Genomic DNA, 14,235 nt, shown 5'->3' with positions numbered 1-14,235 from the left:
GATCCCGACCTCGGGGGCGACGCCCGCGGCCTCCGCGGACAGCAGGGCGAGCGCGGGACGGACGGCCTTGCCGCTGTCGCCCTCCGCGGGGTTGCCCTGCGCGTCGTTCCGCCGCCCGGAATGTTCATGCTGGCAACATCGGGCAGGATGAGCCCATGGCAGCGATCTCGGGGGGAAAGAACTACCACCACGGCGACCTGCGCAACGCGCTGATCTGCGCCGCCGTCGACCTCGCGACCGAGGGCGGCCCCGAGCGGGTCGTCCTGCGCGAGGCGGCCCGCCGAGTGGGCGTCTCGCCCACCGCCGCCTACCGGCACTTCGACGGCCGGGGCGAACTCCTCCGGACCGTCCGGACGCACGCCCGGTGCCTGCTCGCCGACGCCATGGAGCAGGCCGCGGGCCGCGAGCCCGGGGCCGACGACCCCGCCCTCGCGGCCGAGCGCCGGCTGGCCGCCCTCTGCCGGGGCTACGTCGGCTTCGCCGTCGACCAGCCGGGCCTCTACCGGGCCGCGTTCTGCGCGCCCCGGCCGGACGGGACCCCCGGGCCGATGCCCGAGGGCCGGGCGCCCGAACCCGAGGTCCGCGCGTTCACCCTGCTCCGGGACGCCCTGGAGGGCCTCGCCCGCCTCGGCACCTCACGCCCGGTCGTCCGTCCGGCCGCGGGCGCCGCCGCGTGGTCGGCCGTGCACGGACTGTCACTCCTGCTGCTCGAAGGGCCCTTCCGGCGGCTCCCGGCGCAGCGCAGGAACGCCGTCGTCGAGACCACCCTCGCCATGGTCGTCTCCGGCACCCGGGCACTCTGACCCCACCGCGGGCGCGAACTCCCGCGCAGTTCAGGCCTGTTGACGGCCCGTGCGGCCGGAGGCCCGGGTGCCCGGCACCCCGGAATGGCGACTGCCGCCGTGCCACGTAAGCTGGACCGGTCTGTTTCGCGGCAAGTAGGGCGATACTCCACGACCATCGGGCCTCCTGGCGGCGGCTCTCCGGGCAGGGGTCGGCGGCGTGTCCGAAATAGGATGGATTGACTCGGCAGTGTAGAACGGGAGACGTGACGGCCATGACGCAGAATCTCCAGCTCCACGAGGGTCTCGCCGTCCCTCCGTCGGGCAGTGACCTGTGACGGACACCCGGCAGGCGCGCACCGACGCCTCCTCGCGCGCCACCCTCGGCAAGGCCGCGGACGAGAACTTTCCCGTGGCCCCCTTCTTCCTGCCCCGGGCCTGGCGGGACGACCTGATGGCGGTCTACGGCTTCGCCCGCCTCGTGGACGACATCGGCGACGGCGACCTCGCCCCCGGTGGCGCCGACGCCCGCCACCTCGGCCTCGACCCGGAGGCGGCGGGCGACCGGCTCGCCTTCCTCGACGCCTTCGAGGCCGACCTCCGCCGCGTCTTCGACGGCACCCCGCACCACCCCCTCCTCCAGGGACTCCAGCCGACGGTGCGCCGCCGCGGGCTCACCCCCGATCCCTTCCTCGGGCTGATCGCCGCCAACCGGCAGGACCAGCAGGTCACCCGCTACGAGACCTACGACGACCTCCTCGCGTACTGCGTGCTCTCCGCGAACCCCGTCGGGCGGCTCGTCCTCGCCCTCACCGGCACCGACACCCCCGAGCGGATCAGGCGCTCCGACGAGATCTGCACCGCCCTCCAGATCGTCGAGCACCTCCAGGACGTCGCCGAGGACCTCGGCGACGGCCGGATCTACCTCCCCGCCGAGGACCTCAAGCGGTTCCACGTCACCGAGAGCGACCTCGCCCGGCCCACCGCCGGAGCCTCCGTCCGCGCCCTGATCGCCTTCGAGGCCCAGCGGGCCCGCGACCTCCTCCACGCGGGCGCCCCGCTGGTCGGCAGCGTCCACGGGCGCCTCCGCCTCCTCCTCGCGGGCTTCACCGCCGGAGGACTCGCCGCCCTCGACGCGATCACCGACGCCGGATACGACGTACTGACCGGCCCACCGAAGGCCACCAAGCCGAGCCTGATGCGCCAGGTGGGAGCGGTTCTGCTCCGGGCGCGGAGAGAGGGGTGAGCGCGACCGTGGAGGCACAGCCCCAGCCGTCCGCACCGGTACTGGCCGCCTACAGCTACTGCGAGGCGGTCACCGGACAGCAGGCGCGGAACTTCGCCTACGGGATCCGGCTGCTGCCGACCGACAAGCGCCAGGCCATGTCCGCGCTCTACGCGTTCTCCCGGCGCGTCGACGACATCGGCGACGGCACCCTCGCGCCCGAGGAGAAGCGGGAACGCCTGGAGGCCACCCGCGCGCTCCTCGACCGGATCCGCGTGGACAAGGTCGACGAGGACGACACCGACCCGGTCGCCGTCGCCCTCGCCGACTCGGCCCGCCGCTTCCCGATCCCGCTCGACGGCCTCGACGAGCTCATCGACGGCGTCCTCATGGACGTGCACGGCGCGACCTACGAGACCTGGGACGACCTCAAGACCTACTGCCGCTGCGTCGCCGGGGCGATCGGCCGCCTCTCCCTCGGCGTCTTCGGCACCCAGCCCGGCGCCCCCGGCGCCGACCGCGCCCCCGAGTACGCCGACACCCTCGGCCTCGCGCTCCAACTCACCAACATCCTCCGGGACGTACGCGAGGACGCCGGCAACGGGCGGACCTATCTCCCCGCCGACGACCTCGCCAAGTTCGGCTGCGGCGAGGGCTTCGGCGACGAGCAGCCGCCCGCCGGCTCCGACTTCGCCGGGCTCGTCCACTTCGAAGTGCGCCGCGCCCGCGCCCTGTTCGCCGAGGGGTACCGGCTGCTGCCCATGCTCGACCGGCGCAGCGGCGCCTGCGTCGCCGCCATGGCCGGCATCTACCGCCGGCTCCTCGACCGGATCGAACGCGACCCCGAGGCCGTGCTCCGCGGCCGGGTCTCGCTGCCGGGCCGCGAGAAGGCGTACGTCGCGGTGCGCGGGCTCTCCGGCCTCGACACCCGCACGATCGCCCGACGCACCGTCAGGAGGCGTGCCTGATGCTCCCGTCCACCGCGTGCCCCGCCCGCCGGGCAACCCCGGGCGCCGCACCGACGTCCCTGCGAGGGGCGGCCGGAGCCCCGGGCAACCCGCCCGCGGCGACGCGCGCGCTCCCCACCGCGACGCACCGAACGGAGGCCGTGTGACCCACGAAGGAACCGGGCAGCACACCCGGCAGCCGCAGGCCGTCGTCGTCGGCGGCGGTCTCGCCGGGATCACCGCCGCCCTCCAGCTCGCCGACGCCGGCGTCGCGGTCACCCTCCTGGAGGGCCGGCCCCGGCTCGGCGGCCTCGCCTTCTCCTTCCGCCGGGGCGAACTCACCGTCGACAACGGGCAGCACGTCTACCTGCGCTGCTGCACCGCCTACCGCTGGTTCCTCGACCGGGTCGACGGCGCCCGGCTGGCCCCGCTCCAGGACCGCCTCGACGTCCCCGTCCTCGACGTGGCGCACCCGCGCGGACCGCGGCTCGGCCGCATCCGCCGGGACGAGCTGCCCGTACCGCTGCACCTGGCGCGCAGCCTCGCGACGTACCCCCACCTCTCGCTCGCCGAGCGGGCCTCCGTCGGCCGCGCCGCGCTCGCCCTGCGCAGGCTCGACCCCGCCGACCCGGCGCTGGACGGCATCGACTTCGCCACCTGGCTCGGCCGGCACGGGCAGTCCCCGCGCACCGTCGAGGCCCTCTGGGACCTGGTCGGCATCCCCACCCTCAACGCCCCCGCCCCGCAGGCGTCCATGGGCCTCGCCGCCATGGTCTTCAAGACCGGCCTCCTCTCCGAGCCGGGCGCCGCCGACATCGGCTGGGCCCACGTCCCGCTCGGCGAACTCCACGACACCCGGGCCGCCAAGGAACTCGACGCCCTCGGGGTCCGCACCGCGCTGCGCACCAAGGCCGAGCGGATCTCCCGTACGGACGACGGGCGTTGGGCCGTCGACGTACCCGGCGAGACCCTCCTCGCGGACGCCGTCGTCCTCGCCGTACCGCAGGAGGAGACCCACGGCCTGCTGCCCGAGGGCGCCCTCGACGACCCCGACCGGCTCCTCGACATCGCCACCGCGCCGATCCTCAACCTGCACGTGGTCTACGACCGCAAGGTACTCAGGCGGCCGTTCTTCACCGCGCTCGGCTCCCCGGTGCAGTGGGTCTTCGACCGCACGGACTCCTCCGGGCTCACCGGCGGCGGCCAGTACCTCGCCGTCTCGCAGTCCGCCGCCCAGGACGAGATCGACGAACCCGTCGCCGCCCTGCGCGCGAAGTACCTCCCCGAGCTGGAGCGGCTGCTGCCCACCGCGCGCGGCGCCGGGATCCGCGACTTCTTCGTGACCAGGGAGCGGACGGCCACGTTCGCCCCCACCCCGGGCGTCGGCCGGCTCCGCCCCGGCGCCCGCACCCAGGCACCGGGGCTCTTCCTGGCCGGGGCCTGGACCGCCACCGGCTGGCCCGCGACCATGGAGGGTGCCGTCCGCAGCGGATTCAGCGCCGCGGGTGCCGCGCTCTCCGCCCTCGGCCGCCGCCATGACCATCCGCTGCAGGAGGCGGCATGAGTGTGAGTACCGGAACAAGAGGAGAGACCGTGCCGACTGTGCCGCCGGGTAATCCGGCCGTCGACACCGCGGACGTGTCCGCACTGCTGGAGCGGGGGCGGACGCTGTCCACCCCCGTACTGCGGGCGGCCGTCGACCGCCTCGCGCCGCCCATGGACACCGTGGCCGCCTACCACTTCGGCTGGATCGACGCGCAGGGCAACCCCGCGGAGGGCGACAGCGGCAAGGCCGTCCGTCCCGCGCTCGCCCTGCTGTCCGCGGAGGCCGCGGGCGTCGCCCCCGAGGTCGGGATCCCCGGCGCCGTCGCCGTGGAGCTCGTCCACAACTTCTCGCTGCTGCACGACGACCTCATGGACGGGGACGAGCAGCGCCGCCACCGCGACACCGTCTGGAAGGTGCACGGCCCCGCGCAGGCCATCCTGGTCGGCGACGCCCTGTTCGCCCTGGCCAACGAGATCCTGCTGGAGATCGGCACCGTGGAGGCCGGGCGGGCGACCCGCCGGCTCACCACCGCCAGCCGCAAGCTCATCGACGGCCAGGCCCAGGACATCTCCTACGAGCACCGCGAGCGGGTCACCGTCGAGGAGTGCCTGGAGATGGAGGGCAACAAGACCGGCGCCCTGCTCGCCTGCGCGGTCTCCATCGGCGCCGTCCTGGGTGGCGCCGACGACCGGACGGCCGACAAGCTGGAGGAGTACGGGTACCACCTCGGGCTCGCCTTCCAGGCCGTCGACGACCTCCTCGGCATCTGGGGCGACCCGGAGTCCACCGGCAAGCAGACCTGGAGCGACCTGCGCCAGCGCAAGAAGTCCCTGCCGGTCGTCGCCGCCCTGGCGGCCGGCGGCCCCGCCTCCGAGCGGCTCGCCGAGCTGCTCGCGGCGGACGCCAAGTCCAACGACTTCGACAGCTTCTCCGAGGAGGAGTTCGCCACCCGCGCGGCCCTCATCGAGGAGGCCGGAGGACGCGAGTGGACCTCCCAGGAGGCCCGCCGCCAGCACACGATCGCGATCGACGCCCTCCACCAGGTGGACATGCCCGCCCGGGTGCGGGCCCAGCTCACCGCGCTGGCCGACTTCGTGGTCGTACGGAAGAGATGATCACCATCACCCTGATATGAGTTCGCGGTCGCCGGCCGGTGCCCTCCGGCGCCGGCCGACGGCAGACCCGTAGAAGCAGAAGTCACCGACTGCGCAAAGGGGAAGCCATGACAGCGACGACCGACGGAAGCGCCGGGGCCGTGGGCCCCCGGGCGACCGCGGCCAGCACGACCGACGAGCTCCGACCCGACGGGGCCGCCGCACCGGGATCCGGCGGCAGAGCCGCCCCGCCCGACCCGACCCGACTCGACGAGGCCGCCGCGCGGGCCACGGAACGGGCCGCGGAGCACCTCCTCGCCCTCCAGGACGCCGAGGGCTGGTGGAAGGGCGACCTGGAGACCAACGTCACCATGGACGCCGAGGACCTCCTCCTCCGCCAGTTCCTGGGCATCCTGGACGCCGGGACCACCCGGGCCGCGGCCCTCCACATCCGCCGCGAGCAGCGCGAGGACGGCGCCTGGGCCACCTTCTACGGCGGGCCCGGCGACCTCTCCGCCACCGTCGAGGCCTATGTGGCCCTGCGGCTCGCGGGGGACCCGCCCGAGGCCCCGCACATGGCCCGCGCCTCCGCCTGGGTCCGCGAACGCGGCGGCGTCGCCTCCGCCCGGGTCTTCACCAGGATCTGGCTGGCGCTGTTCGGCTGGTGGCGCTGGGAGGACCTGCCCGAGCTGCCCCCGGAACTCCTCTTCCTGCCCAGCTGGTTCCCGCTCAACATCTACGACTTCGGCTGCTGGGCCCGGCAGACCATCGTGCCGCTCACCGTGGTCTCGGCGAAGCGCCCGGTCAGACCCGCGCCCTTCCCGCTCGACGAGCTCCACACCGATCCGGCCCGGCCCGCCCCGCCGCGGCCGCTCGCCCCGGCCACCGGCTGGGACGGCCTCTTCCAGCGCCTCGACAAGGCCCTGCACGTCTACCACCGGGTGGCGCCGCGCGCCCTGCGCAGGACCGCGATGAACCAGGCCGCGCGCTGGATCATCGAGCGGCAGGAGAACGACGGCTGCTGGGGCGGCATCCAGCCCCCCGCCGTCTACTCGATCATCGCCCTCCACCTCCTCGGCTACGACCTCGGGCACCCCGTCATGCGGGCCGGACTCGACTCCCTCGACCGCTTCGCCGTCTGGCGCGAGGACGGCTCGCGGATGGTCGAGGCCTGCCAGTCGACGGTCTGGGACACCTGCCTCGCCACCATCGCGCTCGCCGACGCGGGGCTCGCCCCCGACCACCCGGCCCTGGTGAAGGCCGCCGACTGGATGCTCGGCGAGGAGATCACCCGGACCGGGGACTGGGCCGTCCGGCGGCCCGGGCTGCCCCCGGGCGGCGGCTGGGCGTTCGAGTTCCACAACGACAACTACCCCGACATCGACGACACCGCCGAGGTCCTGCTCGCCTTCCGCCGGGTCCGGCACCCCGACCCCGCCCGGCTGGAGGCGGCCGTCGCCCGCGGCACGCGGTGGACGCTCGGCATGCAGTCCAAGGGCGGCGCCTGGGGCGCCTTCGACGCCGACAACACCAGCGCCCTCCCCAACAAGCTGCCCTTCTGCGACTTCGGCGAGGTGATCGACCCGCCCTCCGCCGACGTCACCGCCCACGTGGTGGAGATGCTCGCCTTCGAGGGGCTCGCCGACGACCCGCGCACCCGCCGGGGCGTCGACTGGCTGCTCGCCGCCCAGGAGCCGAACGGGGCCTGGTTCGGCCGCTGGGGCGTCAACCACGTGTACGGCACGGGATCCGTCCTCCCCGCGCTCACCGCGGCCGGGCTGCCCGCCTCCCACCCGGCGATCCGCCGGGCCGTCCACTGGCTCGGGTCCGTCCAGAACGAGGACGGCGGCTGGGGCGAGGACCTCCGCTCGTACGACGACGAGGCCTGGATCGGCCGGGGCGCCTCCACCGCCTCCCAGACCGCCTGGGCGCTGCTCGCCCTCCTCGCGGCCGGCGAGCGGGACTCCGCACCCGTCCGGCGGGGCGTGGCCTGGCTGGCCGGCACCCAGCGCGAGGACGGCTCCTGGGACGAGCCGTACTTCACCGGCACCGGCTTCCCCTGGGACTTCTCGATCAACTACCACCTCTACCGGCTCGTCTTCCCGCTCACGGCGCTCGGCCGCTACGTGCACGGCGAGCCCTCGCCCGGCAGGGCCCGCTGATGGGGCGCGAGCCGGGCCCCGGCGCCCCACCGCCCCTGCTGATCGCCTGCGCCCTCGGCATCGAGCAGCTCGCCCTGCGCACCGGGGCCCGGACGGGCGCCCCCGGGCCCGTCACCGTGCTCCGTACCGGCATGGGGCCCGACCGGGCCCGGCGGGCCGTCTCCCGCGCCCTCGGCGCCCCCGGATGGCAGGACGCCGCCGTGATCGCCTCCGGCTTCTGCGCCGGCCTCGCCCCAGGGATGCACCCCGGGGACCTGGTCGTCGCCGACGAAGCGCGCGGGCCCGCCGGCACGATCTCCTGCACCGGGACCGAACTCCTGGTGAAAGCCCTGGTCAGGGCCGTACCGGGGCGGGCCGTCCACACCGGGCCGCTGACCGGCTCCGACAACGTGGTGCGCGGCCCCGAGCGGGCCGCGCTACGGGCCACCGGCGCGATCGCCGTCGACATGGAGTCCGCGGCGACGCTGGGCACCGCCCGCGGCGGAGCCGGGCCGGACGTCCGTCCGGTTGCGGCCGTCCGGGTGGTCGTGGACGCTCCAGAACATGAACTGGTGCGGATCGGCACGGTACGCGGGGGAATATCGGCCTTCCGCGTTCTTCGTGCCGTCCTTCCCGCTTTCTTCGAATGGCACCGTTCTTTGCTGCTCCCCAGGAGGTGAGCGAGTTATGGCCATGCCGCTCCGTCAGTCCATCCGGGTCGGGACCTACCTCTTCGAACAGAAGCTCCGCAAGCGTGACAAGTTCCCGCTGATCGTCGAGCTGGAGCCGCTCTACGCCTGCAACCTCGCGTGCGAGGGCTGCGGGAAGATCCAGCACCCGGCGGGTGTCCTCAAGCAGCGCATGCCGGTCGCCCAGGCCGTCGGCGCCGTCCTCGAGTCCGGCGCCCCCATGGTGTCCATCGCGGGCGGCGAGCCTCTGATGCACCCCCAGATCCACGAGATCGTGCGCCAGCTGGTGGCCAAGCGGAAGTACGTCTTCCTCTGCACCAACGCGATGCTGCTGCGCAAGAAGCTGGAGAAGTTCACCCCCTCGCCGTACTTCGCCTTCGCCGTGCACATCGACGGCCTGCGCGAGCGGCACGACGAATCCGTCGCCAAGGAGGGAGTGTTCGACGAGGCGGTGGCCGCCATCAAGGAGGCCAAGCGGCGCGGATTCCGCGTCACCACCAATTCGACCTTCTTCAACACCGACACCCCGCAGACCATCATCGAGGTGCTCAATTTCCTCAACGACGACCTCCAGGTCGACGAGATGATGATCTCTCCCGCGTACGCGTACGAGAAGGCCCCCGACCAGGAGCACTTCCTCGGCGTCGAACAGACCCGCGAACTCTTCAAGAAGGCCTTCGCCGGCGGGAACAGGCGCCGCTGGCGCCTCAACCACTCGCCGCTCTTCCTGGACTTCCTGGAAGGAAAGGCGGATTTCCCGTGCACCGCCTGGGCCATTCCCAACTACTCGCTCTTCGGCTGGCAGCGCCCCTGCTATCTCATGAGCGACGGCTACGTCCCCACGTACCGCGAACTCGTCGAGGACACCGACTGGGACAAGTACGGCCGCGGCAAGGACCCGCGCTGCGCCAACTGCATGGCGCACTGCGGCTACGAGCCCACCGCCGTCCTCGCCACCATGGGCTCCCTCAAGGAATCCCTCCGCGCGGTCCGGGAGACGGTCTCCGGGAACAACGGGTGAGGGGCGCATGACGGGCGAGTTCGACCTGCGGCAGCTGCTCGCCGAGCGTGGCGGCGAGCGCTACGAGCTGCACGCCCGCCATCTCAACCACCAACTCCCGCGCATGCTCCACACCATCGGCTTCGACAAGGTGTACGAGCGGGCCGAGGGCGCCCACTTCTGGGACGCCGACGGGGTCGACCACCTCGACATGCTCGCCGGCTTCGGCGTCATGGGTCTCGGGCGGCACCACCCCGTCGTCCGCCAGGCCCTCCACGACGTCCTGGACGCCCAGCTCGCCGACCTCACCCGCTTCGACTGCCAGCCGCTCCCCGGGCTCCTCGCCGAGCGGCTGCTCGCCCACAGCCCGCACCTCGACCGCGTCTTCTTCGGCAACAGCGGCACGGAGGCCGTGGAGACCGCCCTCAAGTTCGCCCGGTACGCCACCGGACGGCCCAGGGTCCTCTACTGCACCCACGCCTTCCACGGGCTCACCACCGGCTCCCTGTCCGTCAACGGGGAGAACGGCTTCCGGGACGGCTTCGCCCCACTGCTGCCGGACACCGCGATCGGACTCGGCGACCTCGACGCCCTGGAGCGGGAGCTGCGCAAGGGCGACGTGGCGGCCTTCGTCGTCGAGCCCATCCAGGGCAAGGGCGTCCACGAGGCCCCGCCGGGCTTCCTGTACGCCGCCCAGGAGCTGCTGCACCGGCACGGGGCGCTCCTCATCGCCGACGAGGTGCAGACGGGCCTGGGCCGGACCGGGGACTTCTACGCCTATCAGCACGAGGAGGGCGTCGAGCCCGACCTGGTCTGCGTCGCCAAGGCGCTCTCCGGCGGCTACGTGCCCGTCGGCGCCACCCTCGGCAAGGACTGGATCTTCAAGAAGGTCTACTCGTCCATGGACCGGGTCCTCGTCCACTCGGCGAGCTTCGGATCCAACGCGCAGGCCATGGCGGCCGGGCTCGCCGTCCTCTCGGTCATGGAGGCCGAGGGGACGGTCGCGCACGCCCGCCGGATCGGGGACCTGCTCTCCGGACGTCTGAAGGAGCTCGTGCCCCGGTACGAGCTGCTCCACGAGATCCGCGGCCGCGGGCTGATGATCGGGATCGAGTTCGGCCGGCCGTCCTCGCTGGGCCTGCGCGGACGCTGGACCATGCTCCAGGCGGCCCGCAAGGGCCTCTTCGCCCAGATGGTCGTCGTCCCGCTGCTCCAGCGCCACCAGATCCTCACCCAGGTCTCGGGCGACCATCTGGAGGTGATCAAGCTGATCCCGCCGCTGGTCGTCGACGAGGCGGACGTGGACCGGTTCGTCACGGCGTTCACCGCGGTGATGGACGAGGCCCACGGCGGCGGCGGGCTGCTGTGGGACTTCGGGAGGACCCTGGTCAAGCAGGCGGTGGCCAAGAGCTGAGCCGCGCTCCGGACTTTTGCCTCTGAGGCAAGAAACTTGCCTCAGAGGCACGTTCCTGGCGGAATGGACCCATGGACCACGTCCCCGGGGAAACCTCCCCGGACCCCGCCGTCCCGGCCCCCGGCCCACCGGGCGCCGCCGGACCCGACGTCCTGCCCGACGTCGCCCCGCAGCTGCGGGCGCTGCGCCGCCGCCGGGGGCTCACCCTGGAGGCCGCCGCCCAGCGGGCCGCCCTCTCGCCCGCCCATCTCTCACGGCTGGAGACGGGGAACCGGCAGCCCTCGCTCCCGATGCTGCTCGCCCTCGCCCGCATCTACGGTACGACGGTCTCCGAGCTCCTCGGCGAGACGCCCCCCGGACACGACCCCGTCGTCCGCGCGGGACGCTCCGAACCCGTCGAGGCCGACGGCTGGATCTACCGACAGGCGGGCGGCGCCGGGCGCGCCCTGCAGTGCCTGCGGGTCCACGTGCCGTACGCCACCCGGGGCGACATCGTGCGCGTCCACCCCGGCGAGGAGTGGATCCACGTCCTGGAGGGCCGGGTGCGGCTCGCGCTCGGCGAGGGCGTCCACGTCCTCGATCCCGGGGACAGCGCGCACTTCGACTCGCTGACCCCGCACCGGATCGGGGCGGCCACCCCCGGCGGGGCGGAGCTGCTCTTCGTCCACACCCTCCTGCAGAGTCCCGTCGCCGAGCTGTGCCTCGGGGGCGGCACCCCGCACCGGCGCTGACTCCGTACTTCCCTACTTCCTCCGAGAGAAAAGGACTGAGATGTCCGAGAAGTCACGACCCGCCACCGGCGAGGAGCGAGGCGAGGGCAAGTTCCCCAAGGGGCTCGTCCTGCGCCTCTTCGCCTATCTGATCGCCGGGCACCTCTTCGCCGGCTTCCTCTACCTGCTCTTCGTGATGGGCGGGCAGAACCAGTAGGTCCCTCCCTCACGCCTCCGTGAGCAGCCGCAGGCGCAGCAGCTCGCGGGTCTCCGGGGACAGCTTCAGGCCCTCGGAGAAGTAGGCGTCCAGCGAGCCCCAGGTCCCCTCGATCGCCTCGAAGGCGGCGCGCAGGTACTCGATCCGGGCGTCGAACAGCGGGCTCAGCAGCTCCATCACCGCGGGCGACATCGCGTCCGGGGCGGTGGAGCTGCGGCGCACCTTGTAGCGGCGGTGCGGGTCGTTCGACTTCACGTAGTCGGCCTCGACCGCCTCCCGCTCGACCCCGACGGCCAGCAGGGTGATCGCGATGGAGAGCCCGGCCCGGTCCTTGCCGGCCGCGCAGTGCATCAGGGCGGGGAGGCTGTCCTCGGCCAGCGCGTGCAGGATCCGGCTGTGCTCCGCGGTCCGCTCGACCACCATCTTCCGGTACGAGTCGGACATTCGGGCCGCGGCCCTGTCCTCGCCGAGGATGGCGTGCAGCTGGTCGATGTCGCCCTCGCTGACCAGCCTCCAGAACTCCTTGCCCTCGGCCGGGTCGTTGAGCGGGATGTTCACGTTCCGCACGCCCGGCAGCTCGACGTCGGCACCCTCGACCTTGCGGTCGGCGAGGTTCCGGAAGTCGAAGACCGTGTGCAGCCCCAGCGAGTCGAGGAAGGCGACGTCCGCCTCGGTGGCGTGGGCGAGGTGGCCGCTGCGGAAGAGGCGGCCCGGACGCACGGCCCGCCCGTCCGTCGTCGGCAGGCCGCCCACGTCCCGGAAGTTGCGGACCTCGGCCAGCTCGGGCTCGTTCGCCTCGACGGGCGGGACCTGCGGCAGCTGCTGCGTCACGGATGCTCCTGATGGGTCGACGTTCGGATGTCCGACGCGAGATCGGTTCCAGGGGCAATCATCCAGGCGGGGCCGCGATGACGCACCCCCCTGGATGGGAATGGGTGAACTGTCCGAATTGGGGCCTTGCGTATAACGCGCCCTGATTGCAGGCGAGATGGGAAACAGCGCGTGAGCAGCGTCATAGAAGTGACGGATCGTGGCCGGGCGGCCGGAGCAATTGCCCAGCGTGAAAAGGAGATCGAGGGTCCGTCATCCACGGAGGGTGACCGGAATTCCCGATCGAATACCGCACCCGGAAAGCCGGGGGAAATCACCGGCTTGTTCGCGCCGACCCCGCTCGTCTAGCGTCACCGTCAATCCGGTCGGACCGCCGAATCCTGCCACCGTCCGGAATTCCACTCATCCCATGCGTGGCAGGAGCGGGGGACCCAGGAAGTACGCCGGTCCCGCGATGCAGGACGGCTCGGGGTGAAGCCGCGTGAGAGCGCGGCCGGGCATCTCCAGTCCGAACCCGACAGCTCACCTCGCAGGCGCCGGAGAGGAATTCGCCATGCCCGCGAAGGGTAAGCACCGCCGCATCACGTCCAACCGCCTCACCCGCGGAATCGCCGCCMCCGGTACCGGAGGCGCCGTCGTCGCCCTCCCGTTCCTCGGTGCCACCGGCGCCCACGCCGCCGAGCAGGCCGCCCCCGCCGCCGCACCCGGCCAGGCCGTCACCGCCGCCGCGCACGTGGAGGCGCGGCGGGGGCCTCCACGTGCGCCGCCGCACCCGGCCAGGCCGTCACCGCCGCCGCGCACGTGGAGGCCCCCGCCGCCGCCGCGACCGGCAAGGCCGCGCCGAAGACGTACTCCGTCGTCCGGGGCGACTACCTGTCGAAGATCGCCGCCGACCACCACCTCGCGGGCGGCTGGAAGAAGCTGTACGCGGACAACCGCCAGGTCGTCGGCGAGGACCCCTCGCTCATCCTGCCCGGTATGAAGCTCACCCTCGGCGGCAAGAGCACCGCCAAGGCCGCCGCGCCCAAGGCAGCCCCCAAGAGCGCCGCGCCCAAGGCCGCCGAGAGCTCCGCCAAGAACGGCGACACCCCGCGCGCCTCCCGCGGCGCCGAGCGCTCCGCCGCTCCGGCCGCCAGCGCCCCCGCCGCGGACACCTCGACCGCGTCGAAGGCCTCGACCTCCTCCTCCGGCTGGGTCGCCCCGGTCAGCGGCGGCATGTCCACCCCGTACCGCGCCTCCGGCGCCATGTGGTCCTCCGGCTACCACACCGGTGTCGACTTCATGGCCTCCACCGGCACCACGATCGTGGCCGTCGGCCCCGGCACCGTCTACTCCGCCGGCGACGGCGGCGCGTACGGCAACCAGGTCGTCATCCAGCACGCCGACGGCACCTTCTCGCAGTACGCCCACCTCTCCTCCCTCTCCGTCTCCGCCGGCCAGACCGTGAACGGCGGAGACCAGATCGGCCTCTCCGGCGCGACCGGCAACGTGACCGGCCCGCACCTGCACTTCGAGATGCGCACCGGGCCGGAGTACGGCTCCGACATCGACCCGATCTCGGCCCTGCGCCAGCACGGCGTGAACATCTGACGCACCGTCGTCGCACGAGGCCCGGCACCCATGTGCCGGGCCTCCGGCG

The 14,235-nt window shown here is 73.2% G+C and carries 13 protein-coding genes, 1 pseudogene and 1 riboswitch; of the genes and pseudogenes, 12 read left to right on the top strand and 2 right to left on the bottom strand.

Going from position 1 to position 14,235, the window contains the following annotated elements; genetic code table 11:
* A pseudogene (locus tag EAO70_RS39065) lies at positions 1-105 on the bottom strand (polyprenyl synthetase family protein); the annotation flags it as partial.
* A 50-nt stretch (positions 106-155) separates the two neighbouring features.
* Between EAO70_RS39065 and EAO70_RS10090 the strand changes: the two are divergent.
* The 11 genes from EAO70_RS10090 to EAO70_RS37825 all read left to right on the top strand — a co-directional run bounded on the left by EAO70_RS10090 (position 156) and on the right by EAO70_RS37825 (position 11,765).
* Positions 156-803 carry a TetR/AcrR family transcriptional regulator gene (locus EAO70_RS10090; protein WP_148002668.1) on the top strand — a complete coding sequence of 216 codons (648 nt, stop codon included), beginning with the start codon at positions 156-158 and terminating at the stop codon, positions 801-803.
* Between the two features lie 313 nt (positions 804-1,116).
* Positions 1,117-2,028 (top strand): squalene synthase HpnC, encoded by a 912-nt coding sequence (gene hpnC, locus EAO70_RS10085; RefSeq protein WP_148002667.1) that lies wholly within the window; start codon positions 1,117-1,119, stop codon positions 2,026-2,028.
* Positions 2,025-2,975: a presqualene diphosphate synthase HpnD gene (gene hpnD / locus EAO70_RS10080; protein ID WP_148002666.1), complete on the top strand. Its 951-nt coding sequence runs from the start codon at positions 2,025-2,027 to the stop codon at positions 2,973-2,975. The genes hpnC and hpnD overlap by 4 nt, the downstream gene beginning before the upstream one ends.
* Positions 2,976-3,117: 142 nt before the next feature.
* Entirely contained in the window at positions 3,118-4,518 is a 1,401-nt protein-coding gene (gene hpnE, locus EAO70_RS10075) for a hydroxysqualene dehydroxylase HpnE (protein ID WP_148002665.1), read from the top strand.
* Positions 4,515-5,615: a polyprenyl synthetase family protein gene (locus EAO70_RS10070; RefSeq protein ID WP_187283830.1), complete on the top strand. Its 1,101-nt coding sequence runs from the start codon at positions 4,515-4,517 to the stop codon at positions 5,613-5,615. Before hpnE ends, EAO70_RS10070 begins: the two co-directional genes overlap by 4 nt.
* A gap of 107 nt (positions 5,616-5,722) precedes the next feature.
* Positions 5,723-7,756, top strand: a complete 2,034-nt coding sequence (shc, locus tag EAO70_RS10065) for a squalene--hopene cyclase (protein ID WP_148002664.1) — start codon at positions 5,723-5,725, stop codon at positions 7,754-7,756.
* Positions 7,756-8,415, top strand: a complete 660-nt coding sequence (locus tag EAO70_RS10060; RefSeq protein WP_148002663.1) for a 1-hydroxy-2-methyl-2-butenyl 4-diphosphate reductase — start codon at positions 7,756-7,758, stop codon at positions 8,413-8,415. The genes shc and EAO70_RS10060 overlap by 1 nt, the downstream gene beginning before the upstream one ends.
* A 7-nt stretch (positions 8,416-8,422) precedes the next feature.
* A complete protein-coding gene (hpnH, locus tag EAO70_RS10055; protein WP_148002662.1) occupies positions 8,423-9,445 on the top strand; it encodes an adenosyl-hopene transferase HpnH in 1,023 nt (340 codons plus the stop codon).
* A 7-nt stretch (positions 9,446-9,452) separates the two neighbouring features.
* Positions 9,453-10,838, top strand: coding sequence for an aspartate aminotransferase family protein (locus tag EAO70_RS10050; RefSeq protein WP_148002661.1), 1,386 nt, complete (start codon positions 9,453-9,455; stop codon positions 10,836-10,838).
* A gap of 71 nt (positions 10,839-10,909) precedes the next feature.
* Positions 10,910-11,569 (top strand): helix-turn-helix domain-containing protein, encoded by a 660-nt coding sequence (locus EAO70_RS10045; protein ID WP_261992790.1) that lies wholly within the window; start codon positions 10,910-10,912, stop codon positions 11,567-11,569.
* Positions 11,570-11,609: 40 nt separating this feature from the next.
* Positions 11,610-11,765, top strand: coding sequence for a DUF6126 family protein (locus EAO70_RS37825; RefSeq protein ID WP_187283829.1), 156 nt, complete (start codon positions 11,610-11,612; stop codon positions 11,763-11,765).
* A 9-nt stretch (positions 11,766-11,774) separates the two neighbouring features.
* Here the strand turns inward: EAO70_RS37825 and EAO70_RS10040 are convergent, their stop codons facing one another.
* Positions 11,775-12,596: a tyrosine-protein phosphatase gene (locus EAO70_RS10040; RefSeq protein ID WP_148002660.1), complete on the bottom strand. Its 822-nt coding sequence runs from the start codon at positions 12,594-12,596 to the stop codon at positions 11,775-11,777.
* 361 nt (positions 12,597-12,957) lie between these two features.
* A riboswitch (cyclic di-AMP (ydaO/yuaA leader) is annotated at positions 12,958-13,145 on the top strand.
* A 252-nt stretch (positions 13,146-13,397) separates the two neighbouring features.
* Between EAO70_RS10040 and EAO70_RS10035 the strand changes: the two genes are divergently transcribed.
* On the top strand, positions 13,398-14,186 hold the full coding sequence (locus tag EAO70_RS10035; RefSeq protein WP_410091208.1) for a peptidoglycan DD-metalloendopeptidase family protein: 789 nt from the start codon (positions 13,398-13,400) through the stop codon (positions 14,184-14,186).
* Positions 14,187-14,235: the final 49 nt, after the last annotated feature.

It is taken from the genome of Streptomyces sp. adm13(2018) (assembly GCF_008042145.1).
In the GTDB taxonomy this organism is placed as follows: domain Bacteria; phylum Actinomycetota; class Actinomycetes; order Streptomycetales; family Streptomycetaceae; genus Streptomyces.
The sequence above is the reverse complement of the archived record's forward strand: the minus strand, read 5'-3'. Positions and strand labels throughout refer to the sequence as shown.

Coding starts and splice junctions, on each gene's coding strand:
- EAO70_RS10090 (WP_148002668.1), top strand. CDS start 156: ATGGCAGCGATCTCGGGGGGAAAGAACTACCACCACGGCGACCTGCGC.
- EAO70_RS10060 (WP_148002663.1), top strand. CDS start 7,756: ATGGGGCGCGAGCCGGGCCCCGGCGCCCCACCGCCCCTGCTGATCGCC.
- EAO70_RS10070 (WP_187283830.1), top strand. CDS start 4,515: ATGAGTGTGAGTACCGGAACAAGAGGAGAGACCGTGCCGACTGTGCCG.
- hpnH (WP_148002662.1), top strand. CDS start 8,423: ATGGCCATGCCGCTCCGTCAGTCCATCCGGGTCGGGACCTACCTCTTC.
- EAO70_RS10050 (WP_148002661.1), top strand. CDS start 9,453: ATGACGGGCGAGTTCGACCTGCGGCAGCTGCTCGCCGAGCGTGGCGGC.
- EAO70_RS10045 (WP_261992790.1), top strand. CDS start 10,910: ATGGACCACGTCCCCGGGGAAACCTCCCCGGACCCCGCCGTCCCGGCC.
- EAO70_RS37825 (WP_187283829.1), top strand. CDS start 11,610: ATGTCCGAGAAGTCACGACCCGCCACCGGCGAGGAGCGAGGCGAGGGC.
- shc (WP_148002664.1), top strand. CDS start 5,723: ATGACAGCGACGACCGACGGAAGCGCCGGGGCCGTGGGCCCCCGGGCG.